This window comes from Rhodococcus sp. 11-3 (genome assembly GCF_023704055.1).
GTDB lineage: Bacteria > Actinomycetota > Actinomycetes > Mycobacteriales > Mycobacteriaceae > Rhodococcus > Rhodococcus aetherivorans.
In genome coordinates this window covers 1,789,209-1,804,405 of sequence record NZ_CP080406.1, presented here as the reverse complement: position 1 = coordinate 1,804,405, position 15,197 = coordinate 1,789,209, and the positions used below count along the sequence as shown (strand labels likewise).

At 72.5% G+C, this 15,197-nt stretch carries 13 protein-coding genes; 5 read left to right on the top strand and 8 right to left on the bottom strand.

The genetic code is table 11. From position 1 onward, the window contains the following. Positions 1-19 precede the first annotated feature (19 nt). A complete protein-coding gene (locus tag KZJ41_RS08530; protein ID WP_065922846.1) occupies positions 20-1,711 on the top strand; it encodes an FAD-binding oxidoreductase in 1,692 nt (563 codons plus the stop codon). On the opposite strand, the gene KZJ41_RS08525 is transcribed toward KZJ41_RS08530, so the two are convergent. From KZJ41_RS08525 to KZJ41_RS08515, 3 genes are all read right to left on the bottom strand, one after another. Beyond that, entirely contained in the window at positions 1,698-2,921 is a 1,224-nt protein-coding gene (locus KZJ41_RS08525; protein ID WP_029542262.1) for an EAL domain-containing protein, read from the bottom strand. The genes KZJ41_RS08530 and KZJ41_RS08525 overlap by 14 nt on opposite strands. An 88-nt stretch (positions 2,922-3,009) precedes the next feature. Next, entirely contained in the window at positions 3,010-3,234 is a 225-nt protein-coding gene (locus tag KZJ41_RS08520) for a hypothetical protein (RefSeq protein WP_065922847.1), read from the bottom strand. Positions 3,235-3,490: 256 nt separating this feature from the next. Continuing rightward, positions 3,491-4,030 (bottom strand): nitroreductase family deazaflavin-dependent oxidoreductase, encoded by a 540-nt coding sequence (locus KZJ41_RS08515; protein WP_231385873.1) that lies wholly within the window; start codon positions 4,028-4,030, stop codon positions 3,491-3,493. A gap of 242 nt (positions 4,031-4,272) precedes the next feature. Between KZJ41_RS08515 and KZJ41_RS08510 the strand changes: the two genes are divergently transcribed. From KZJ41_RS08510 to KZJ41_RS08500, 3 genes are all read left to right on the top strand, one after another. Next, a complete protein-coding gene (locus tag KZJ41_RS08510) occupies positions 4,273-4,902 on the top strand; it encodes a bifunctional 2-polyprenyl-6-hydroxyphenol methylase/3-demethylubiquinol 3-O-methyltransferase UbiG (protein ID WP_044475844.1) in 630 nt (209 codons plus the stop codon). Positions 4,903-5,058: 156 nt separating this feature from the next. Further along, a complete protein-coding gene (locus tag KZJ41_RS08505; RefSeq protein WP_043799183.1) occupies positions 5,059-6,021 on the top strand; it encodes a hypothetical protein in 963 nt (320 codons plus the stop codon). Positions 6,022-6,322: 301 nt separating this feature from the next. Further along, positions 6,323-7,300 (top strand): pseudouridine synthase, encoded by a 978-nt coding sequence (locus tag KZJ41_RS08500; RefSeq protein WP_043799180.1) that lies wholly within the window; start codon positions 6,323-6,325, stop codon positions 7,298-7,300. Between the two features lie 224 nt (positions 7,301-7,524). On the opposite strand, the gene ychF is transcribed toward KZJ41_RS08500, so the two are convergent. The 3 genes from ychF to KZJ41_RS08485 are packed head-to-tail and all read right to left on the bottom strand — an operon-like array spanning position 7,525 to position 9,671. Next, entirely contained in the window at positions 7,525-8,604 is a 1,080-nt protein-coding gene (ychF, locus tag KZJ41_RS08495) for a redox-regulated ATPase YchF (RefSeq protein WP_006934885.1), read from the bottom strand. Between the two features lie 12 nt (positions 8,605-8,616). Beyond that, positions 8,617-9,225, bottom strand: a complete 609-nt coding sequence (locus KZJ41_RS08490; protein ID WP_029542249.1) for a bifunctional 2-polyprenyl-6-hydroxyphenol methylase/3-demethylubiquinol 3-O-methyltransferase UbiG — start codon at positions 9,223-9,225, stop codon at positions 8,617-8,619. 29 nt (positions 9,226-9,254) lie between these two features. After that, positions 9,255-9,671 carry a hypothetical protein gene (locus KZJ41_RS08485; RefSeq protein WP_029542247.1) on the bottom strand — a complete coding sequence of 139 codons (417 nt, stop codon included), beginning with the start codon at positions 9,669-9,671 and terminating at the stop codon, positions 9,255-9,257. 127 nt (positions 9,672-9,798) lie between these two features. On the opposite strand from KZJ41_RS08485, the gene KZJ41_RS08480 reads away from it, so the two are divergent. After that, on the top strand, positions 9,799-10,977 hold the full coding sequence (locus KZJ41_RS08480; RefSeq protein WP_043799175.1) for an AI-2E family transporter: 1,179 nt from the start codon (positions 9,799-9,801) through the stop codon (positions 10,975-10,977). A 10-nt stretch (positions 10,978-10,987) separates the two neighbouring features. Here KZJ41_RS08480 and KZJ41_RS08475 read toward each other — a convergent pair whose 3' ends face one another. Both KZJ41_RS08475 and KZJ41_RS08470 read right to left on the bottom strand, forming a co-directional pair. Beyond that, positions 10,988-13,963 carry an AAA family ATPase gene (locus KZJ41_RS08475; protein WP_043799172.1) on the bottom strand — a complete coding sequence of 992 codons (2,976 nt, stop codon included), beginning with the start codon at positions 13,961-13,963 and terminating at the stop codon, positions 10,988-10,990. Then, complete coding sequence (locus tag KZJ41_RS08470) at positions 13,960-15,135, bottom strand: exonuclease SbcCD subunit D (RefSeq protein WP_006932915.1); 1,176 nt, start codon at positions 15,133-15,135, stop codon at positions 13,960-13,962. The genes KZJ41_RS08475 and KZJ41_RS08470 overlap by 4 nt, the downstream gene beginning before the upstream one ends. Between the last annotated feature and the right edge of the window lie 62 nt (positions 15,136-15,197).

The following is a 15,197-nucleotide window of genomic DNA, read 5'->3' as shown; positions in this document are numbered from 1 at the left end:
GGACCGCGAGGCGGGTCCGGTGACGGGATCCGGCACGCGTTCCTGGTGGGGCTGGGGCACGGTCGAGGACGCGGTGCGCGGCGCCGAGCTGCGGGACCTGGTCGACCGTGCCTCGGCCCTGCTGCCCGGCGCCGACCTCACGGACCACCCGCCGCCCGACGTGCCGTCGCTCGGACTGCCGCCCCCGCGGATCGTTCCACCGGATTCCCTTGCGGCGCTGTGCTCCTCCGACCCGACGGACCGGGCCGCCCACACCCACGGGCGCGCGTTCCGGGATGTGGTCCGGAACCTGCTCGGCGACCTGCGCCATCCGCCCGACCTCGTCGTGCGGCCGACCGTCGAGGGCGAGATCGTGGACGTCCTGGACTGGTGTGCCCGGGTGCACGTCGCCGTGATTCCGTTCGGCGGCGGCACGTCCGTCGTCGGCGGTGTCGAGCCGCGGCTCGACGGCGACTTCTCCGGTGCGGTGAGCCTGGATCTCGGTGCCCTCGAAGGAGTTCGGGAGATCGACCGCACGAGCCGGGCGGCCCGCATCGGGGCGGGCACCCTGGGTCCCGCGCTCGAAGACGAACTGCGCCCGTCCGGTCTGACGCTGCGCCACTTCCCGCAGTCGTTCGAGTTCTCCACGCTGGGAGGCTGGCTGGCCACGCGTTCGGGAGGCCACTTCGCGACCGGATACACCCACATCGACGACCTGGTGGAGTCGATGCGGGTCGTCACCCCGGCGGGCACGTGCGAGTCGCGTCGCCTGCCCGGCTCGGGAGCGGGACCGTCACCGGATCGCCTGTTCCTCGGTTCGGAGGGGGTCCTCGGTGTCGTCACCGAGGCCTGGATGCGGCTGCATCCGCGCCCCCGGTGGCGGGCGGACGCGTCGGTGCACTTCACCGACTACGGAGCGGCGGTGGCGGCGACCCGCGCCGTCGCCCAGTCCGGTCTCCGGCCCGCCAACTGCCGGTTGCTGGACCCCGTCGAGGCGTTCGTCAACGCGGCCACGCCGTCGGGGGGCGGTGTCCTCCTGCTCGCCTTCGAGTCGGCCGATCATCCCGTGGACGCCTGGATGGACCGCGCCGTCGAACTGTGCCGCGGGCACGGCGGCACCCTGCCGGAAGCGCCGCGGCGCACCGCGCCGGAGGCGCCGCGGCGCACCGCGCCGGAGGCGCCGCGGCGCACCGGCTCGGCCGGCGACGAGAGGGACACGGACGCCGCGGGCAGGTGGCGGTCGTCGTTCCTGCGCATGCCGTACCTGCGCGACGCCCTCGCCGCGCGGTCGATGATCGTCGAGACCTTCGAAACCGCCTGCACGTGGGACACATTCGATTCTCTTCGGGCGGCGGTGCACGACGCCGCGAACGACGCGATGCGCCGGGCGGGCGCGACGGGGGTGATCGCGTGCCGATTCAGCCACGTGTACCCGGACGGCCCCGCACCCTACTTCGGCATCTACGCCGCGGGCCGGTGGGGCAGCACGGTGGCCCAGTGGGACGACATCAAGGCCGCCGTGTCGGAGGCGATCCTCGCTGCGGGCGGCACGATCACCCATCACCACGCGATCGGCCGGGATCACCGGCCCTGGTACGACCGTCAACGCCCCGAGCCGTTCGCGGCGGTCCTGCGGGCGGCCAAGTCGGCTCTCGACCCGGCGGGCATCCTGAACCCGGGGGTCCTGATCGGCCCGGTGGCATCCGCGCCGGACGGCCCTACGTCGTCGTGAACCGGTCCATGATCGAGCGGGCGCAGCGCACCACGGTGTCGCGGTCGTACGAGACGACGTAGTCGAACTCGCGGTCGAGGTCGGCGGTGCCGCGATGCAGGTCCACGGCCGACAGCACGCACGCGAAGTGCGGGCCGAGGACGACGACGTTCCACTCCTCGACGAGCGGGTCGTCCGGGTCGAGCGGCGCGTGGTGGATGCCCGCCTCCGCGTAGTGCCCGAGGCCCACGCCGTACACCCCGGCGTACGCGATCCGGTCCGCCATGTACTGCCACCGCGCGCGGGTGCGCTCACCGAAGTGCCGGGCGTACTGGAAGGTGCCGAGCACGATGGTCTCCGGGCCCGCGGCGCCGGCCTGCTTCTCGAGATTCGTGCTCATCGCGACCAGGAGGCGCTTGAGGCTGCGCACGGGCCGGCGCCCCACCGAGGCGATCGCGAACGGGGTGCGCGCCTCCTCCGGGCGGACGCTGCGGACGGGTGCGGGCGGGAAGGGGTCGATCCCCTCCTCGTCGAGTTGTTCCGGGGTGTCGACGGCGGGGTACAGCGCGCCGAGGCCGTACGTGGCCCCGAGCCCCAGGGCCCGTCGCCGGCACAGTTCCGAGTCGACGCCGTCCGCGATCACGAGCGCGCCCGTCCGCTCGACCTGGGCGGCCACGGCGTGCGCGGTACGGGCGGTGTCCGTGTCCGCACGATGGGCCAGCAGCCGCGCCGCGAGGATGATCACGTCCGGTTCGACGAGCGGCAACAGGGCCAGGGACTGCGGACGCGACCCGACCTCGTCGACCGCGACGACCTTGCCACTGCGGCGGGCATCGGCCACCGCGCGCAGCGTCCGCGACGGGTTGGCCGTCAGGGACTCCTCCGTGATCACCACGACGTCGCGCCGCAATCCCTCCGAATCGGGAACGTCGAGGCTCTCGACCGACTCGAGGTCCATCGCCACCAGCGCGGGTACGTTCCGGACCGGCCTCGACTGCGCGACCGACCACTTGAGCCGGTCGAGGTGCCACTTCTCGCTCATGGTCCGCGCCGCGACCCGCAGGGCCTCCGCGGTGGCGAGCGGCCCGTCCGCGGGGCCGCGCAACTGGACCTCCACCGCCGCGAGCGCGCCCGAGTCCAGCCGGCGCACCGGCGCGTAGGACGGCGTCACCTGCAGGCCCGCGGCCTCGGGATCCGCGTGCCGGGTGGGGTCGGAGAGGACGAACACCATGACCCCAGCGTCGCATGCGCGACCCGCTGCGCAAAGGCCGGTGCGGGCGACGGGCCCGGTCCCGACCTTCCCCAGCCGGGACCGGAGATCACACGACGGCGACCAGCACCGCGGCCAGCCCGCCGACGAGCAGCACCACCGAGATCCCGATCAGGAACGACCCGGCGATCGACGCCGCCACCAGTCCCCCACCGAGGCCGAAGAGCGTCAACAGAATCCACCCGACCCCGGGGCTCTCGACGAGCGGGGCGGCCCGCTCGGAGGACGCGGTTCGCTCGGAGGACACGGTGGGGGATGCCGGTCTGGTCGCCATGGTCACGTCCCAACCTCGTGCGCACCGCACAGTCGTCGCCCGACCGTTGCTGCTGATGCTCCTGAGCCTGACGTGCTCGAGCATGCCCCCCTACGGTGACATTCCCACCCCTGCCGACATCACCGAACGGCAACAAACGGTCACGAATGAATAACAGACCCGGGAGGGTCTGCCTCGGATCCGGCGCCTCTCCGGGGGCGCCCCGGTTCCGGTGAGGTTCGGTTCCGGAGAGGTTCGGTGCCGGAAGAGGTTCGGTTCAGCCCTCGGACGTCCCGCACGGGGCGAGTTCGAACACCGGGTGGCGGTCGGCCTCGGCCGCGAATTCCTCCGGGGAGGCATTCTTGTCGGCCTGGAAGTAGTCCCGGGTCGCGGATGCGATGGCCACGTACTTCTGCAGGACGGGTCCGGCCTCCCGCGCCGACACCTCCCGGATCGTGTAGTGACGGGTGCGGAACCTGCGGGTCAGGCCGATGCGGCCGGAAGCGCGCGCGTTGAGCACCCAGGGCACCACACCGTAGGGCGCTACCAGCCAACGTCGGCCCGCATGCTCGACGACCGTGACCGGGTTGGCGCGCTTCCGGCCGGTGCGACGACCCCGGGTGGTCAGCAGGTACGAGTGCGGGACGACGCCGGCCCGGACCAGCGCGCTCATCAGGGCGTTCTCCAGGCGATGAGCCCGGCCCCTGCGATACCGGCGGATCGGCCGCGCCGCGCCGGGGCGGTTCCCGGCGCCGGGCCCCTCGTCCGGAACCGGACGGTCGGGCTGGGCAGGGGAATTCACATCGCGGGAACTCACATCGCGCTCCTTTGCGCCGGAGATCGGGCGAGCAGGGTGCACGACTCCCACCACGGCCGCCGTCGTCGGATTCGTCCCACCGGAGATTTGCCCCCGGGCGCGGAAATGTCAACCTGCCCGAGACAGGTCGGTGACCGGGCATCGGGCGGGCGGGCATCGGCGGGCCGACGCCCCGGGTGCCTAAGGTGGGCCGCACAGGTGACCGCGGCGTGCCGCGCGGTCGAATCGAGGAGGAACCGACGATGAGTGCACGTACTCCCAGCGATCGCACCCCCAGCCAGTGGGAGGAGATCACCGCTGCCGATCCCGCGCATTCCACGTGGTACGTGGAGCGTTTCCGGTCGATGGCGGCGGAGGGCAAGGACATCGTCGGGGAGGCACGCCTGGTCGACGCGATGCTCGGCCGCGGCGGACGGGTCCTCGACGCGGGGTGCGGACCGGGCCGGCTCGGTGGCTATCTGCACGATGCCGGTCACGTGGTGGTCGGCGTCGATGTCGATCCGGTGCTGATCGCCGCCGCGGAGGAGGATCATCCCGGTCCGACCTGGCTCGTCGGTGATCTCGCCGAGCTGGATCTGCCGGCCCGCGGGGTCGCGGCCGATTTCGACGTCATCGTCTGCGCGGGCAACGTGATGACGTTCCTGGCGCCGTCCACCCGGGGTGCGGTACTGGCGAGCTTCGCCCGTCATCTCGCGCCCACCGGCCGGGCGGTCGTGGGGTTCGGGGCCAACCGGGGCTACGAGTTCCCGCAGTTCCTCGCCGACGCCGCAGCCAACGGTCTCGTGGTGGACCTGAAGCTCTCGACCTGGGATCTGCGCCCGTTCACCGACGAGTCCGAGTTCCTGGTGGCGGTGATGTCGCGCGCGGACTGATCGCCGGCGTCGGGGCCGGACCAGCAGGCCCCCGATCACATCCCGCTGGATGTGTCCTCCCTCACACCGTGTTACCCGTCGGTAGGAGCCGGGTAGCCGAATCGTGTCACGTCGGTGAGCCCCATCGATGACATCGACCGAAGGAGCGAACGCACGATGACCAAGACCGACACCGCTACATTGCTCACACAGCTGCGAGCACTGCTCGACCTGACCAACACCGAGATCCAGGTCGCCGAGACCCGCATTCCCCAGGCCCGCACCGACGCGGTCCGCCGCGAACTGACCGAGAACGCCGCCAACGGCCGGGCCCGCGCCGAAGCCATCGAGCGCACCATCCGTGAGCTGGGCGGACTGCCCGACGTCATCGGCCCGTTCGTCGGCCGCGCCGCCGCCGCGGTGAAGGCCATGGCCGAACAGGCCCAGCCGTTCGACGAGGCACTGCTGGGCGACCTCGCGCTCGAGCACCAGCTACTCGACCGCGCCCGCTACCTCAAGGCCCTCGCCACGGCGGCCCAGGCCCCCGCGGTCGTCGGCCTGGCCGACCGGCTGATCACCGCCCACAGCGCGACCGTGGAGTGGCTGACCACCGTCCTGGCCGAGGATGCGCTCGGCGGACCCGCCGCGCTGCGGCGCACCCCGCTGCAGGCCGCCGCGGGCGCCGCGGTCCGCATCGTCAACCTGCCCGTGACGTGGTCCACGCGCGGTATCGACCGCGCGATCGACGCCGCCCGCTCGACGCGGCCCGCCCTCGGCGCGCTGCTGGCGCGCGGCGCCCACGCCGGCGACGTCGCCACGAAGACCCTGACGGCCAGCCGGGACGCCGCGCTCGAGACCGCCGAACGGATCACCCGCCGCGAAGGTGCGGACGGGACCGCCCGGGCGATCCACACGGCCCGCAGTGCCACCGGGATCCTCACTGCCGAGGAACTCCCGATCCCCGACTACGACAGCCTCAACGTCTCCCAGGCGGTCGCCGCCGTCAAGGAACTGACCGAACCGGCCGACGTGCGCGCGATCGTCGCGTACGAGGAGGCCCACAAGAACCGGCACGGCGTCGTGTCGGCCGCCCAGACCCGCCTGGCCGCCATCGCCCAGGAGGTCGTCGGGCTCCACTGATCACACGCCCCAGGAGATCGCCGGGTTCCGCGTCGCGGGGCCCGGCGGTCACTTGTGAGCCGGGCAGTCCCGCGCGGGCGGGAATCTCCCCCGGTCCCATTGCGTACGTGGATGATTCGACGCACCGCGCAACCGGCTGCGAATCCCGGTGCCGGAAGGGATCAACCACGAACCACAGGACCCCCGGGCACCCTTGTCCCGGAAGCATCCGGTTTCGGACGTCGGCGGCACACCGAGGAATCTGCCGCCTCACCCCACGTCTCGTCGCGACCCGCGGCGGGACGAGACGGCAGGCGGTGGGATGATGACGGGCGTGCCGATGCCCTCACCGCTCCCCGTCAAGAACGGGGTCGGACCGACGCGCCTGCGCGTCCCGACGTCCGGTCCGTGGGCAACGATCGCCGCGTACGTCGTCGCGAGGTTCGACCACCTGGACGCCGACGACCTGTACCGGCGGTTCGACGCCGGCGAGATCGTGGGCTCCGACGGCAGTGCGATCGGTCGCGGAACCGCGCTGGGCGCGCATCGGTTCGTCTGGTACTACCGCGATCTGCCGGTGGAGGAACCGATGCCGTTCCACGAGGAGATCCTGCATGTCGACGACGACCTCGTCGTGATCGACAAGCCGCACTTCCTCCCGACCACTCCGGGCGGACGATACCTGCGCGAGTCCGCGCTCGTCCGGTTGCGGACCCGCCTCGACAACCCGGACCTGACGCCGATCCATCGACTCGACCGAGCGACCGCCGGCCTGGTGATGTTCTCGGCCCGTCCCGCGACGCGCGGCGCATACCAGTCGCTGTTCGAAAAGCGGCGGGTCGTGAAGGTTTACGAGGCGGTGTCGGCGCGACCGCCCGGGTGGGACCCGGACGCACCGGCGCTTGCCGGGCGCGCCCTGCCCATCGTCTACCGCAACCACATCGAGGCGCGGCGCGGGGAGTTACGGGTGGTCGTCGACAACTTCCGTGAGCCCAACGCCGAGACGGTGGTCGATGTGAGTGGGACCGGCGTGAGCGCCTCCGGACGTGCTGTGCTGCACACGGTTCTGCGTCCACACACCGGACGGATGCACCAGTTGCGGGTGCATCTGGCAGCGCTCGGCGCCGGGATCCTGGGCGACCGTTGGTATCCCGACCTGCTGCCCGAGGCCCCGGACGATCATTCCCTCCCACTCCAATTGCTCGCGCGGGAATTGGAGTTCAGCGATCCGCTGTCGGGGACGCCGCGAAGGTTCGTCACCCGCCGGACGCTGTGCGAGGCACCCGTGTCGGGGCGCTGAGCGCCGCGCGCGTGCGGCCGGGTGGCGTCGCGCTCGGCAACCCGGTGGACGCGACGGCCGAGGTCGTCGCCCGGCTCGAGCAGTTGCGACGCGAGAAGAAGCGGTCGGCGCGGCGCATCGCCCTCGCGCCGGCCACGGCATCGGGCACATCCACCGCATCGTCACCGACACCGGCTCGTGAGCAGACGCCGAGCCGGTGTCACCAACGTCGTGGCCTCATACATCTAGACGTTGAAGCGGAACTCCACGACGTCGCCGTCCGCCATCACGTAGTCCTTGCCCTCCATGCGGACCTTGCCCCGGGCCTTCGCCTCGGCCATCGACCCGGCCGAGTCGAGGTCCTCGAAGGAGACGACCTCGGCCTTGATGAAGCCCCGCTCGAAGTCGGAGTGGATGACGCCGGCGGCCTGCGGTGCGGTTGCACCCTGCGGGATGGTCCATGCACGAGCCTCTTTCGGACCGGCGGTGAGGTAGGTCTGCAGGCCGAGAGTGTGGAAGCCGACGCGGGCGAGCGAGTGCAGGCCCGGCTCGGTCTGGCCGATGGACTCGAGGAGCTCCTGGGCCTCGTCGGGCTCGAGTTCGATCAGCTCGGATTCGACCTTCGCGTCGAGGAACACACAGTCGGCCGGGGCGACGGCCGCGCGGAGTTCCTGCTGCTTCGCCTCGTCGGTGAGCACCGCCTCGTCGGCGTTGAACACGTACAGGAACGGTTTGGTCGTCATGAGGTTCAGCTCGCGCAGCAGGCCGAAGTCGAGCGAGTCCTTCGCCGCGAACAGGGTCTTCCCCTCGTTGAGCACGCCCTGGGCCTTGACGGCCTCGTCGAACTGCGGCTTGAGTTCCTTGTTCTTCTTCGCCTCCTTCTCGAGGCGTGGCAGGGCCTTCTCCAGGGTCTGCAGGTCGGCGAGGATCAGCTCCGTCTCGATGATCTCGATGTCCGCGAGCGGATCGACGCGGCCGTCGACATGGACGACGTCGTCGTCGGCGAACACCCGCACGACCTGGCAGATGGCCTCGGCCTCCCGGATGTTGGCGAGGAACTTGTTGCCGAGCCCGGCACCCTCGGAGGCGCCCTTGACGATGCCGGCAATGTCGACGAACGACACGGTCGCGGGCAGGATCCGCTGCGACCCGAAGATCTCGGCGAGCCGCTCCAGCCGCGGATCCGGCAGTTCGACGACGCCGACGTTCGGCTCGATGGTGGCGAACGGGTAGTTCGCGGCAAGCACTTCGTTCTTGGTCAGCGCGTTGAACAGCGTCGACTTTCCGACGTTGGGAAGACCGACGATTCCGAGGGTTAGGCTCACGGAATCGATATTCTACGTGGTCGCGGTCGCGCCCCTTCCATCCCCACGGCGTGCGACGGCCACCAGCCACTCGGCGTCGTCGTGCCACGGCCGCAGGTCCCAGGTGGCGAAGCGGTGCTCGAGGCTCAGGCCGGCGGCCGCGAGGTCGGCGGCGAACTGCGACGGGCGGTATGCCGCGCCGGTGGTGAAGCCGGCGACGAACACCCCACCGGGACGCAGATGCGCGGCGATCCGCTCGAGCACGGTCCGCTCCGAACCGGGCGCGAGGAACACCATCACGTTGCCGGCCGAGACCACCGCGTCGAACCGCTCGCCCGGCAGATCCAGCTGTGCCAGGTCGGCGAGATGCACGGTCAGCTCCGGGTGCGCCCGGGCCTCCTCCACGAGCACCGGGTCGAGGTCGACGGCGGTCACGCTGTGGCCACGCCGGGCCAGCTCGAGCCCGACACGGCCGGTGCCGCAGCCGGCGTCGAGGATCCGCGCGCCGCGCGGAACGAGCACGTCGACGAACCGGGCCTCCCCGTGCAGATCCGTCCCCGCATGGGCGAGCTCGGCGAACCGCTCGATGTAGGCCCGGGAATCCCCGGCACTGCGCTCGGACTGCCATCGCGTCGCGGACATGGGCCCGATGCTAGCCCGGGCCGCGGGCGTCAGCAGGCGACGCGGACGAGCTGCGAGATCCGGCCGGCCTGCTCCTCGGTGGGAGCGGTGTCCCCGTTCTGTGCCAGCTCCCCGACCTTCGCGATCACCTCCTGATCGCTCGCGCCGGAGTCGATCAGTGGGCACGTCTCGATGACGATCGCCTCGATGGAGGCGTCGTCGCGGTCGGCGGCGAGGTTGGGATAGCCCGTGCGGAACGCGGCGACGAACGTCGCGAGCTTCGCTTCGTCGAAGGCGCCGCGCGCCCGCTCGGCCACGCTCGACGCGGCGGAGGCGAGGCTCGAGGCCGCCCCGCCGAGCGTCGTGCGCGCCGCATCGGATTCGTTCGACGCGTCGTCACCGGAACTGCAGGACACGAGCACGACGGCCGCGGCACCCGCGGCCAGCACGGCGGTGAGCTTCCTCATGATCAGAGCCTGCCACGATCCGGGTGTTCGCGCCGGTGAACCGCCCCGCGGGGCGCGGTTCCCGTAGATTGCAGACGAGCCCGATCCACGTCGTCGAGAGCATCGGAAGGACCGTCCGTTGAGCGATGTGCAGAGCACCGAGCGGAAGCCACCGGCACCGAAACCGGACCGCACCACGCTGATCGCCTCCGGCGGGTTGACGCTGGCGAAGTGGTCGGCGGCGTTGGTGGTGATCGCGGCGGGCGCACTGGTCATCGGCTGGATCATCGAGAAGATGTGGGTGATCGTCCTGCCCGTGGCGCTGGCGATCGTCATCGCCACGATGCTGTGGCCGCCCACCCGCGGCATGATGAAGCGCGGCGTGCCGCCGGCGGCCGCGGCGGGCCTGACCCTGTTCCTGTTCTTCGCGATTCTCGGCGGCATCATCGCCGGCATCGTCCCGTCGGTGGTGGCGCAGGCGCCGGAGCTTGCGAACAAGACCACCGACGGCATCAACAAGGTGCTGGACTGGGTGCAGGGCCCCCCGGTCAACCTGAAGGACGAGCAGCTCGAGAACGCGACGCAGGTGGTGATCGACAAGGTCCAGGAAAGCGGCGCGACCATCGCCAGCGGCGTGTTCACCGGTGTCAGCACGGCCGGTTCCCTGCTGGTGACGATCGGTCTGGTACTCGTCCTGGTGTTCTTCTTCATCAAGGACGGCCCGCGGTTCATCCCGTGGGTGCACGCCGTCGGCGGCGGTCGCGCCGGGCGGCACCTCGAGGAGGTGCTGATCCGGATGTGGAACACCCTCGGCGGTTTCATCCGCACCCAGGCGCTCGTCAGCTTCATCGACGCGTTCTTCATCGGCCTGGGGTTGGTCATCCTCGGGGTGCCCCTCGCGCCCGTGCTGGCGATCCTCACGTTCATCGGCGGGTTCATCCCGATCGTGGGTGCCTTCGTCGCCGGAGCGCTCGCCGTCCTCGTGGCGCTGGTCGCGAACGGTCTGACCACCGCGATCATCGTTCTCGTCATCATCATCGCGGTGCAGCAGCTCGAGGGGAACGTGCTGCAGCCCGTGCTGCAGTCACGCAGCATGCACCTGCACGCGGTGGTGGTGCTGCTCGCCGTCACCGCCGGGACGTCGCTGTTCGGGATCATCGGCGCGTTCCTCGCCGTCCCCGTCGCGGCCGTCGCCGCGGTGGTGCTGCGCTACGTCGGCGAGCAGATCGACGAACGCAGCGCCGCGCCGGAGGAGCCCGAAACTGCCGGGGAGGAGACCCCGGCGCTGCCGCCGGGACCGGCGGCAGCCGAGCCGGGCCCGGCCTGATCGGCGGGGCTCAGCTCGCGATCTCCACCGTGGATCCGGTGCGGCCGCGCACGACGTGCAGGCGGCTGGGGATGCGCTGACGCATCTCGTCGACGTGGCTGACCACGCCGACGACGCGGCCGCCGGCGCGTAGCTCGTCGAGCACCCCCATCACCGCGTCGAGCGCGTCGGCGTCGAGCGTGCCGAACCCCTCGTCGATGAACATCGTGTCGAGCACCAGTCCCCCGGATTCGGCGGCGACGACGTCCGCGAGCCCGAGGGCCAGCGCCAGCGACGCCTGGAACGACTCGCCGCCCGAGAGGGTCTTCGTCGACCGCACCGCACCGGTGTACTCGTCGTGGATGTCGAGGCCGAGGCCGCCGCGCTTGCCGTGCGTGCCGGCGGCATCGGTGTGCACGAACTCGTAGCGGCCGCCGGACATGCGCCGCAGCCGCACCGACGCCGACTCGGCCACCTCCTCGAGGCGAGCCGCGAGGACGTACGAGCGCAGCGACATCTTGCGCGTGTTCTGCCCGGTGCCCGCGACGACGTCGGCGAGCGCTGCGAGTTCGGCCTGCTCGTCCCGCAGCGGCACCAGCTTGGCGTACTCCTCTTCGAGGCGCGCCGCGAACTTCTCGATGTCGGCGTGGCGCCGCTCGGCCTCGGAGGCCGCGGACACCGCCGCGGCCAGCGCGGCCGCGCTCCGGGTGACCGCCGCCTCCGGTTCCGTCAGGTCCACCGGGTCGTCGCCGACCCGGGCGGTGTCCGGGTCGTCGAGCACGGCCTGCGCGGCCGCACGCCGGTCCGCCGCCGCGCGCAGGGCTTGCTCGATCTCGCGGAGGCGCGAATCGGGGCGCACCGCCGAGAGTGCCTGCTCGATGCTCGCGAACCCGGCCCGTTCGGCGGCTGCCGCCGCCTCCTGGGCCCGCTCGCGCGCGACCGTCGCGGCGTTCGCGGCCCGCACCCGGGCGTCGAGCAGGTTCGCCGCGGCACCGGCGAGCGCCGCGATCCGACGTCGGCGGGCGGCGAGGGAGTCCTCGGCACCGGCCGCCGCGGTGATGCGGGTGCGGATCTCGTCGGCCTCTGCCGCGGCGCTCTCCTCGCGGTGCGCGGCCTGGGCGGCTTCGACGTCCACCGCGTGCGCCTGCTCGCGCAGGTCCGCGTCGAGCCCGCGCAGCCGGGCGATCTCGCCGCGATGGCGCTCGCGTTCGGCGGCGGTGGCCGCCGTCGCGGCGTGCGTGGCGGCGGCCGCGGCCCGCATCTCGGTGAGCGTGTCGAGACCGGCGTCACCGCAGCGCTGCCGCAGCACCGCGACGGTGTTGGCCGCGTCCGCGACCGCCGCCTGCGCCCGCGTCAGTTCCGCGGCGGCTCGCTGCTCGGCCTCCCGGGCGGCGTCCTCGTCCGCCTTGGTCGCGGTGTCCGAGGCGGGCCGGGCCGGGTTCGGGTGCGCCGTGGCTCCGCACACCACGCACGGACGCCCGTCGACCAGATCGGTGGCCAGCTCGGCGGCCATCCCGGCGATGCGGCGCTCGCGCACGTCGAGCAGGGCGGTGCGGGCGTCGTGGTGTGCGTCGCGCAGGGCGACGACCTCGTCCTCGAGGCGTCGCAGCCGGGGGGCCCGGTCCTGGAGTTCGGTGGCGGCCGCGAGGGCGTCGGTGGCCCGCGCCAGTTCGGCCTCGAGCCGGGGCAGCGTGGCCGCGGCCCGCTCGGACCGGCGCGCGGCCTCCTCCGCGGCGTCGCGGCGGCCCGGAAGTCCCTCCAGTTCCGCGGCGATCCGCTCGGCGCGCACGGCCAGGTCGCGCCGCTGCTGCTGCAGGGCGACGCGGTCGGCCTCGAGCCGGGTCAGGCGCTGCTCCTGTTCGAGCAGGGCGTCGAGGCGGACCACCTCTGCAGACCACCGCTGTTCGTGGGGGCGGATCAGAGCGCGGTCGGTTTCGGCGGGGGAACCGTCGAGCTCGGCGACGAGGGCCTGTCCCTCCCCGTCGGCGGCGAGCGGGGCGGCCGCGGCCACCGCGGCGGCGTGTGCGGCGGCGGCGGCCTCCGCGGCGCGGTGCGCGTCGCGGGCGACGTCGACGACCGGCGCCGCCCGCCGGGCCGTCTCGAGTTCCGTGGACAGGGTTTGCAGCTCGCCGGCCGCGGCATCGAGGTCGGCGAGTTCGGCGACCGCGCGGGCGCGTCGTTCCTGGCACCGTCGCAGCTCGGTCGCCTCGGCGAGGACCGCCCGGTCGCGGGTGTCGTCGGCGCGCGCGACGTCGAGCGCCGCGAGCGCGAGATCGCGGCTCTCGGCGGCGTCGTCGCGCAGCCGGTGCGCCCACACGACCGGTTCGGCGTCGGCGCCGGCCTCGAGGCCGGCCGCGGCGCTGACCTTGGCGAGCAGCAGGTCGACGGCGCGTTGCTGTTCTTCGAGGCGTTTGGCGGCGGTGCTGCGGCGGTCCTTGAACCAGCGCTCGACGGAGCCGAATCGCGTGGTGTCGAACAGCCGCTCGAGCAGCTTGCCGCGGTCCTCGCTGTCGGCGCGCAGGAACTTCGCGAACTCGCCCTGCGGCAGCAGCACCACCTGGAAGAACTGCTCGGCACTCATCCCGAGCAGGCGCCGGACGGCCTCCCCGATGTCGGGCAGCCGCGAGAGGTGCTCGCCCGAGCCGTCGAGCCAGGTCAGGCTCGCCTTGGCATTCTGCTTGACGGTCCCGGTCCCGCGCAGCTTCGGGCGCTCGTAGTCGGGGCTGCGCACGATCCGCAGCCGCCGGCCCGCGATGGTCGCCTCGAGACTCACCTGCGGTGCGGTGCCGGCGGGGGCGTGGTCCGACAGCAGCCGGCGTCCGTCGGCGCGGGCTCCGGGCACCGTGCCGTACAGGGCGAACGCCACCGCGTCGAGAATGGAGGTCTTGCCGGCGCCGGTGCGGCCGTGCAGCAGGAACAGCCCGTCCGCGCCGAGCTCGTCGAAGTCCACCCGCACGGTGTCGGCGAACGGCCCGAACGCGGTGATCTCCAGCTGGTGCAGCCTCACGCGGACGCCTCCCCCGGTGCGACGGTCTGCTCGGTCCCGACGCCCGCGGCACGGTCGACGTCGCGCAGCGCCTGCTGCACCCAGCGCAGCTCCCGCTCGGACGGCTCCGATCGCACATCGGCCAGGAATCCGCGGGTGACGTCGAGGTCGCTTCGGCCGCGCACCTTCTGCCGGTAGGTGACGGTCGATGCCGCGACGGGCGGTTCCCACTCGACGTGGAGGGCACGGGGGAAACGGGACTGCAGCCGACGCATCGCGTCGAGGGGGCGCACGGCGTCGGTGAGGACGGCCGAGACGTAGTGGTCTTCCGCCCCGGTGTGCGCGACGTCGGTGAGCAGGTCGTCGAGGACGCCGGTGAGACGGCTCAGGCCCCGCACGACCGGCAGGTCGACGCGCTCGACGGCCGCCCGCCCGGTGGCGTCCAGATCGACGAGCCACACGGCCTTGCGGTGGGTGCGTTCGCCGAACGAGTACGGCAGCGGCGAGCCCGAGTAGCGGATGTGCTCGGCGACGGTCTGTGGGGAGTGGAGGTGACCGAGCGCGACGTAGTCGACGCCGTCGAACGCCGACGCCGGGACGGTTTCGACGCCGCCGACCGAGATCGACCGTTCGGAGCCGGCGGCCTCGGCGCCGACGACGAAGGCGTGGGCGAGCACCACTGCGCGAACGCCGCGGGCGCGCGCGTCGGCGCGGACCCGGTCCATCGCCGCCCCGAGGATCTCCGCGTGCGAGCGGGCCTCGGGCACCCCCAGTTCGGCGCGGGTGATCTCCGGCTCCAGATAGGGGATGCCGTAGAAGGCGACGGTGCCGTGGGCGTCGTCGAGCAGGACGGGCCGGTCGACCTGGGAGACCCGGGTGATCAGGTGCAGCCCGCCCTCGGCGGCGAATGCCGCGGCGGCGCCGAGACGGACGGGCGAGTCGTGGTTGCCGGACGTCGCGACGATGACGGCGCCGGCCCGGCGGATCGCCTCGAGTCCCGCGTTGCACACCGCGACGGCATCCGCGCTCGGGATGGACCGGTCGTAGACGTCGCCGGCCACCACCACCACGTCGACGCGCCGCTCGGCGACGAGGTCGGCGAGGGCAGCGAGGGCCTGCGCCTGGTCGGACAACAGGTCCACGCCGTGGAAGGTGCGGCCGATGTGCCAGTCCGAGGTGTGCAGGATCCGCATGCCGTCAGACCGTAGAGCAGCTCACCGACACGGCATCTCCCGGTCCGGGTGAGCCTGTCGGT

What these genes read in the sequence shown, in the direction of transcription:
- KZJ41_RS08525 (WP_029542262.1), bottom strand. Translation starts at nt 2,921, where the DNA reads ATGGTGTTCGTCCTCTCCGACCCCACCCGGCACGCGGATCCCGAGGCC.
- KZJ41_RS08520 (WP_065922847.1), bottom strand. Translation starts at nt 3,234, where the DNA reads ATGGCGACCAGACCGGCATCCCCCACCGTGTCCTCCGAGCGAACCGCG.
- KZJ41_RS08510 (WP_044475844.1), top strand. Translation starts at nt 4,273, where the DNA reads ATGAGTGCACGTACTCCCAGCGATCGCACCCCCAGCCAGTGGGAGGAG.
- KZJ41_RS08505 (WP_043799183.1), top strand. Translation starts at nt 5,059, where the DNA reads ATGACCAAGACCGACACCGCTACATTGCTCACACAGCTGCGAGCACTG.
- KZJ41_RS08500 (WP_043799180.1), top strand. Translation starts at nt 6,323, where the DNA reads ATGATGACGGGCGTGCCGATGCCCTCACCGCTCCCCGTCAAGAACGGG.
- KZJ41_RS08490 (WP_029542249.1), bottom strand. Translation starts at nt 9,225, where the DNA reads ATGTCCGCGACGCGATGGCAGTCCGAGCGCAGTGCCGGGGATTCCCGG.
- KZJ41_RS08485 (WP_029542247.1), bottom strand. Translation starts at nt 9,671, where the DNA reads ATGAGGAAGCTCACCGCCGTGCTGGCCGCGGGTGCCGCGGCCGTCGTG.
- KZJ41_RS08470 (WP_006932915.1), bottom strand. Translation starts at nt 15,135, where the DNA reads ATGCGGATCCTGCACACCTCGGACTGGCACATCGGCCGCACCTTCCAC.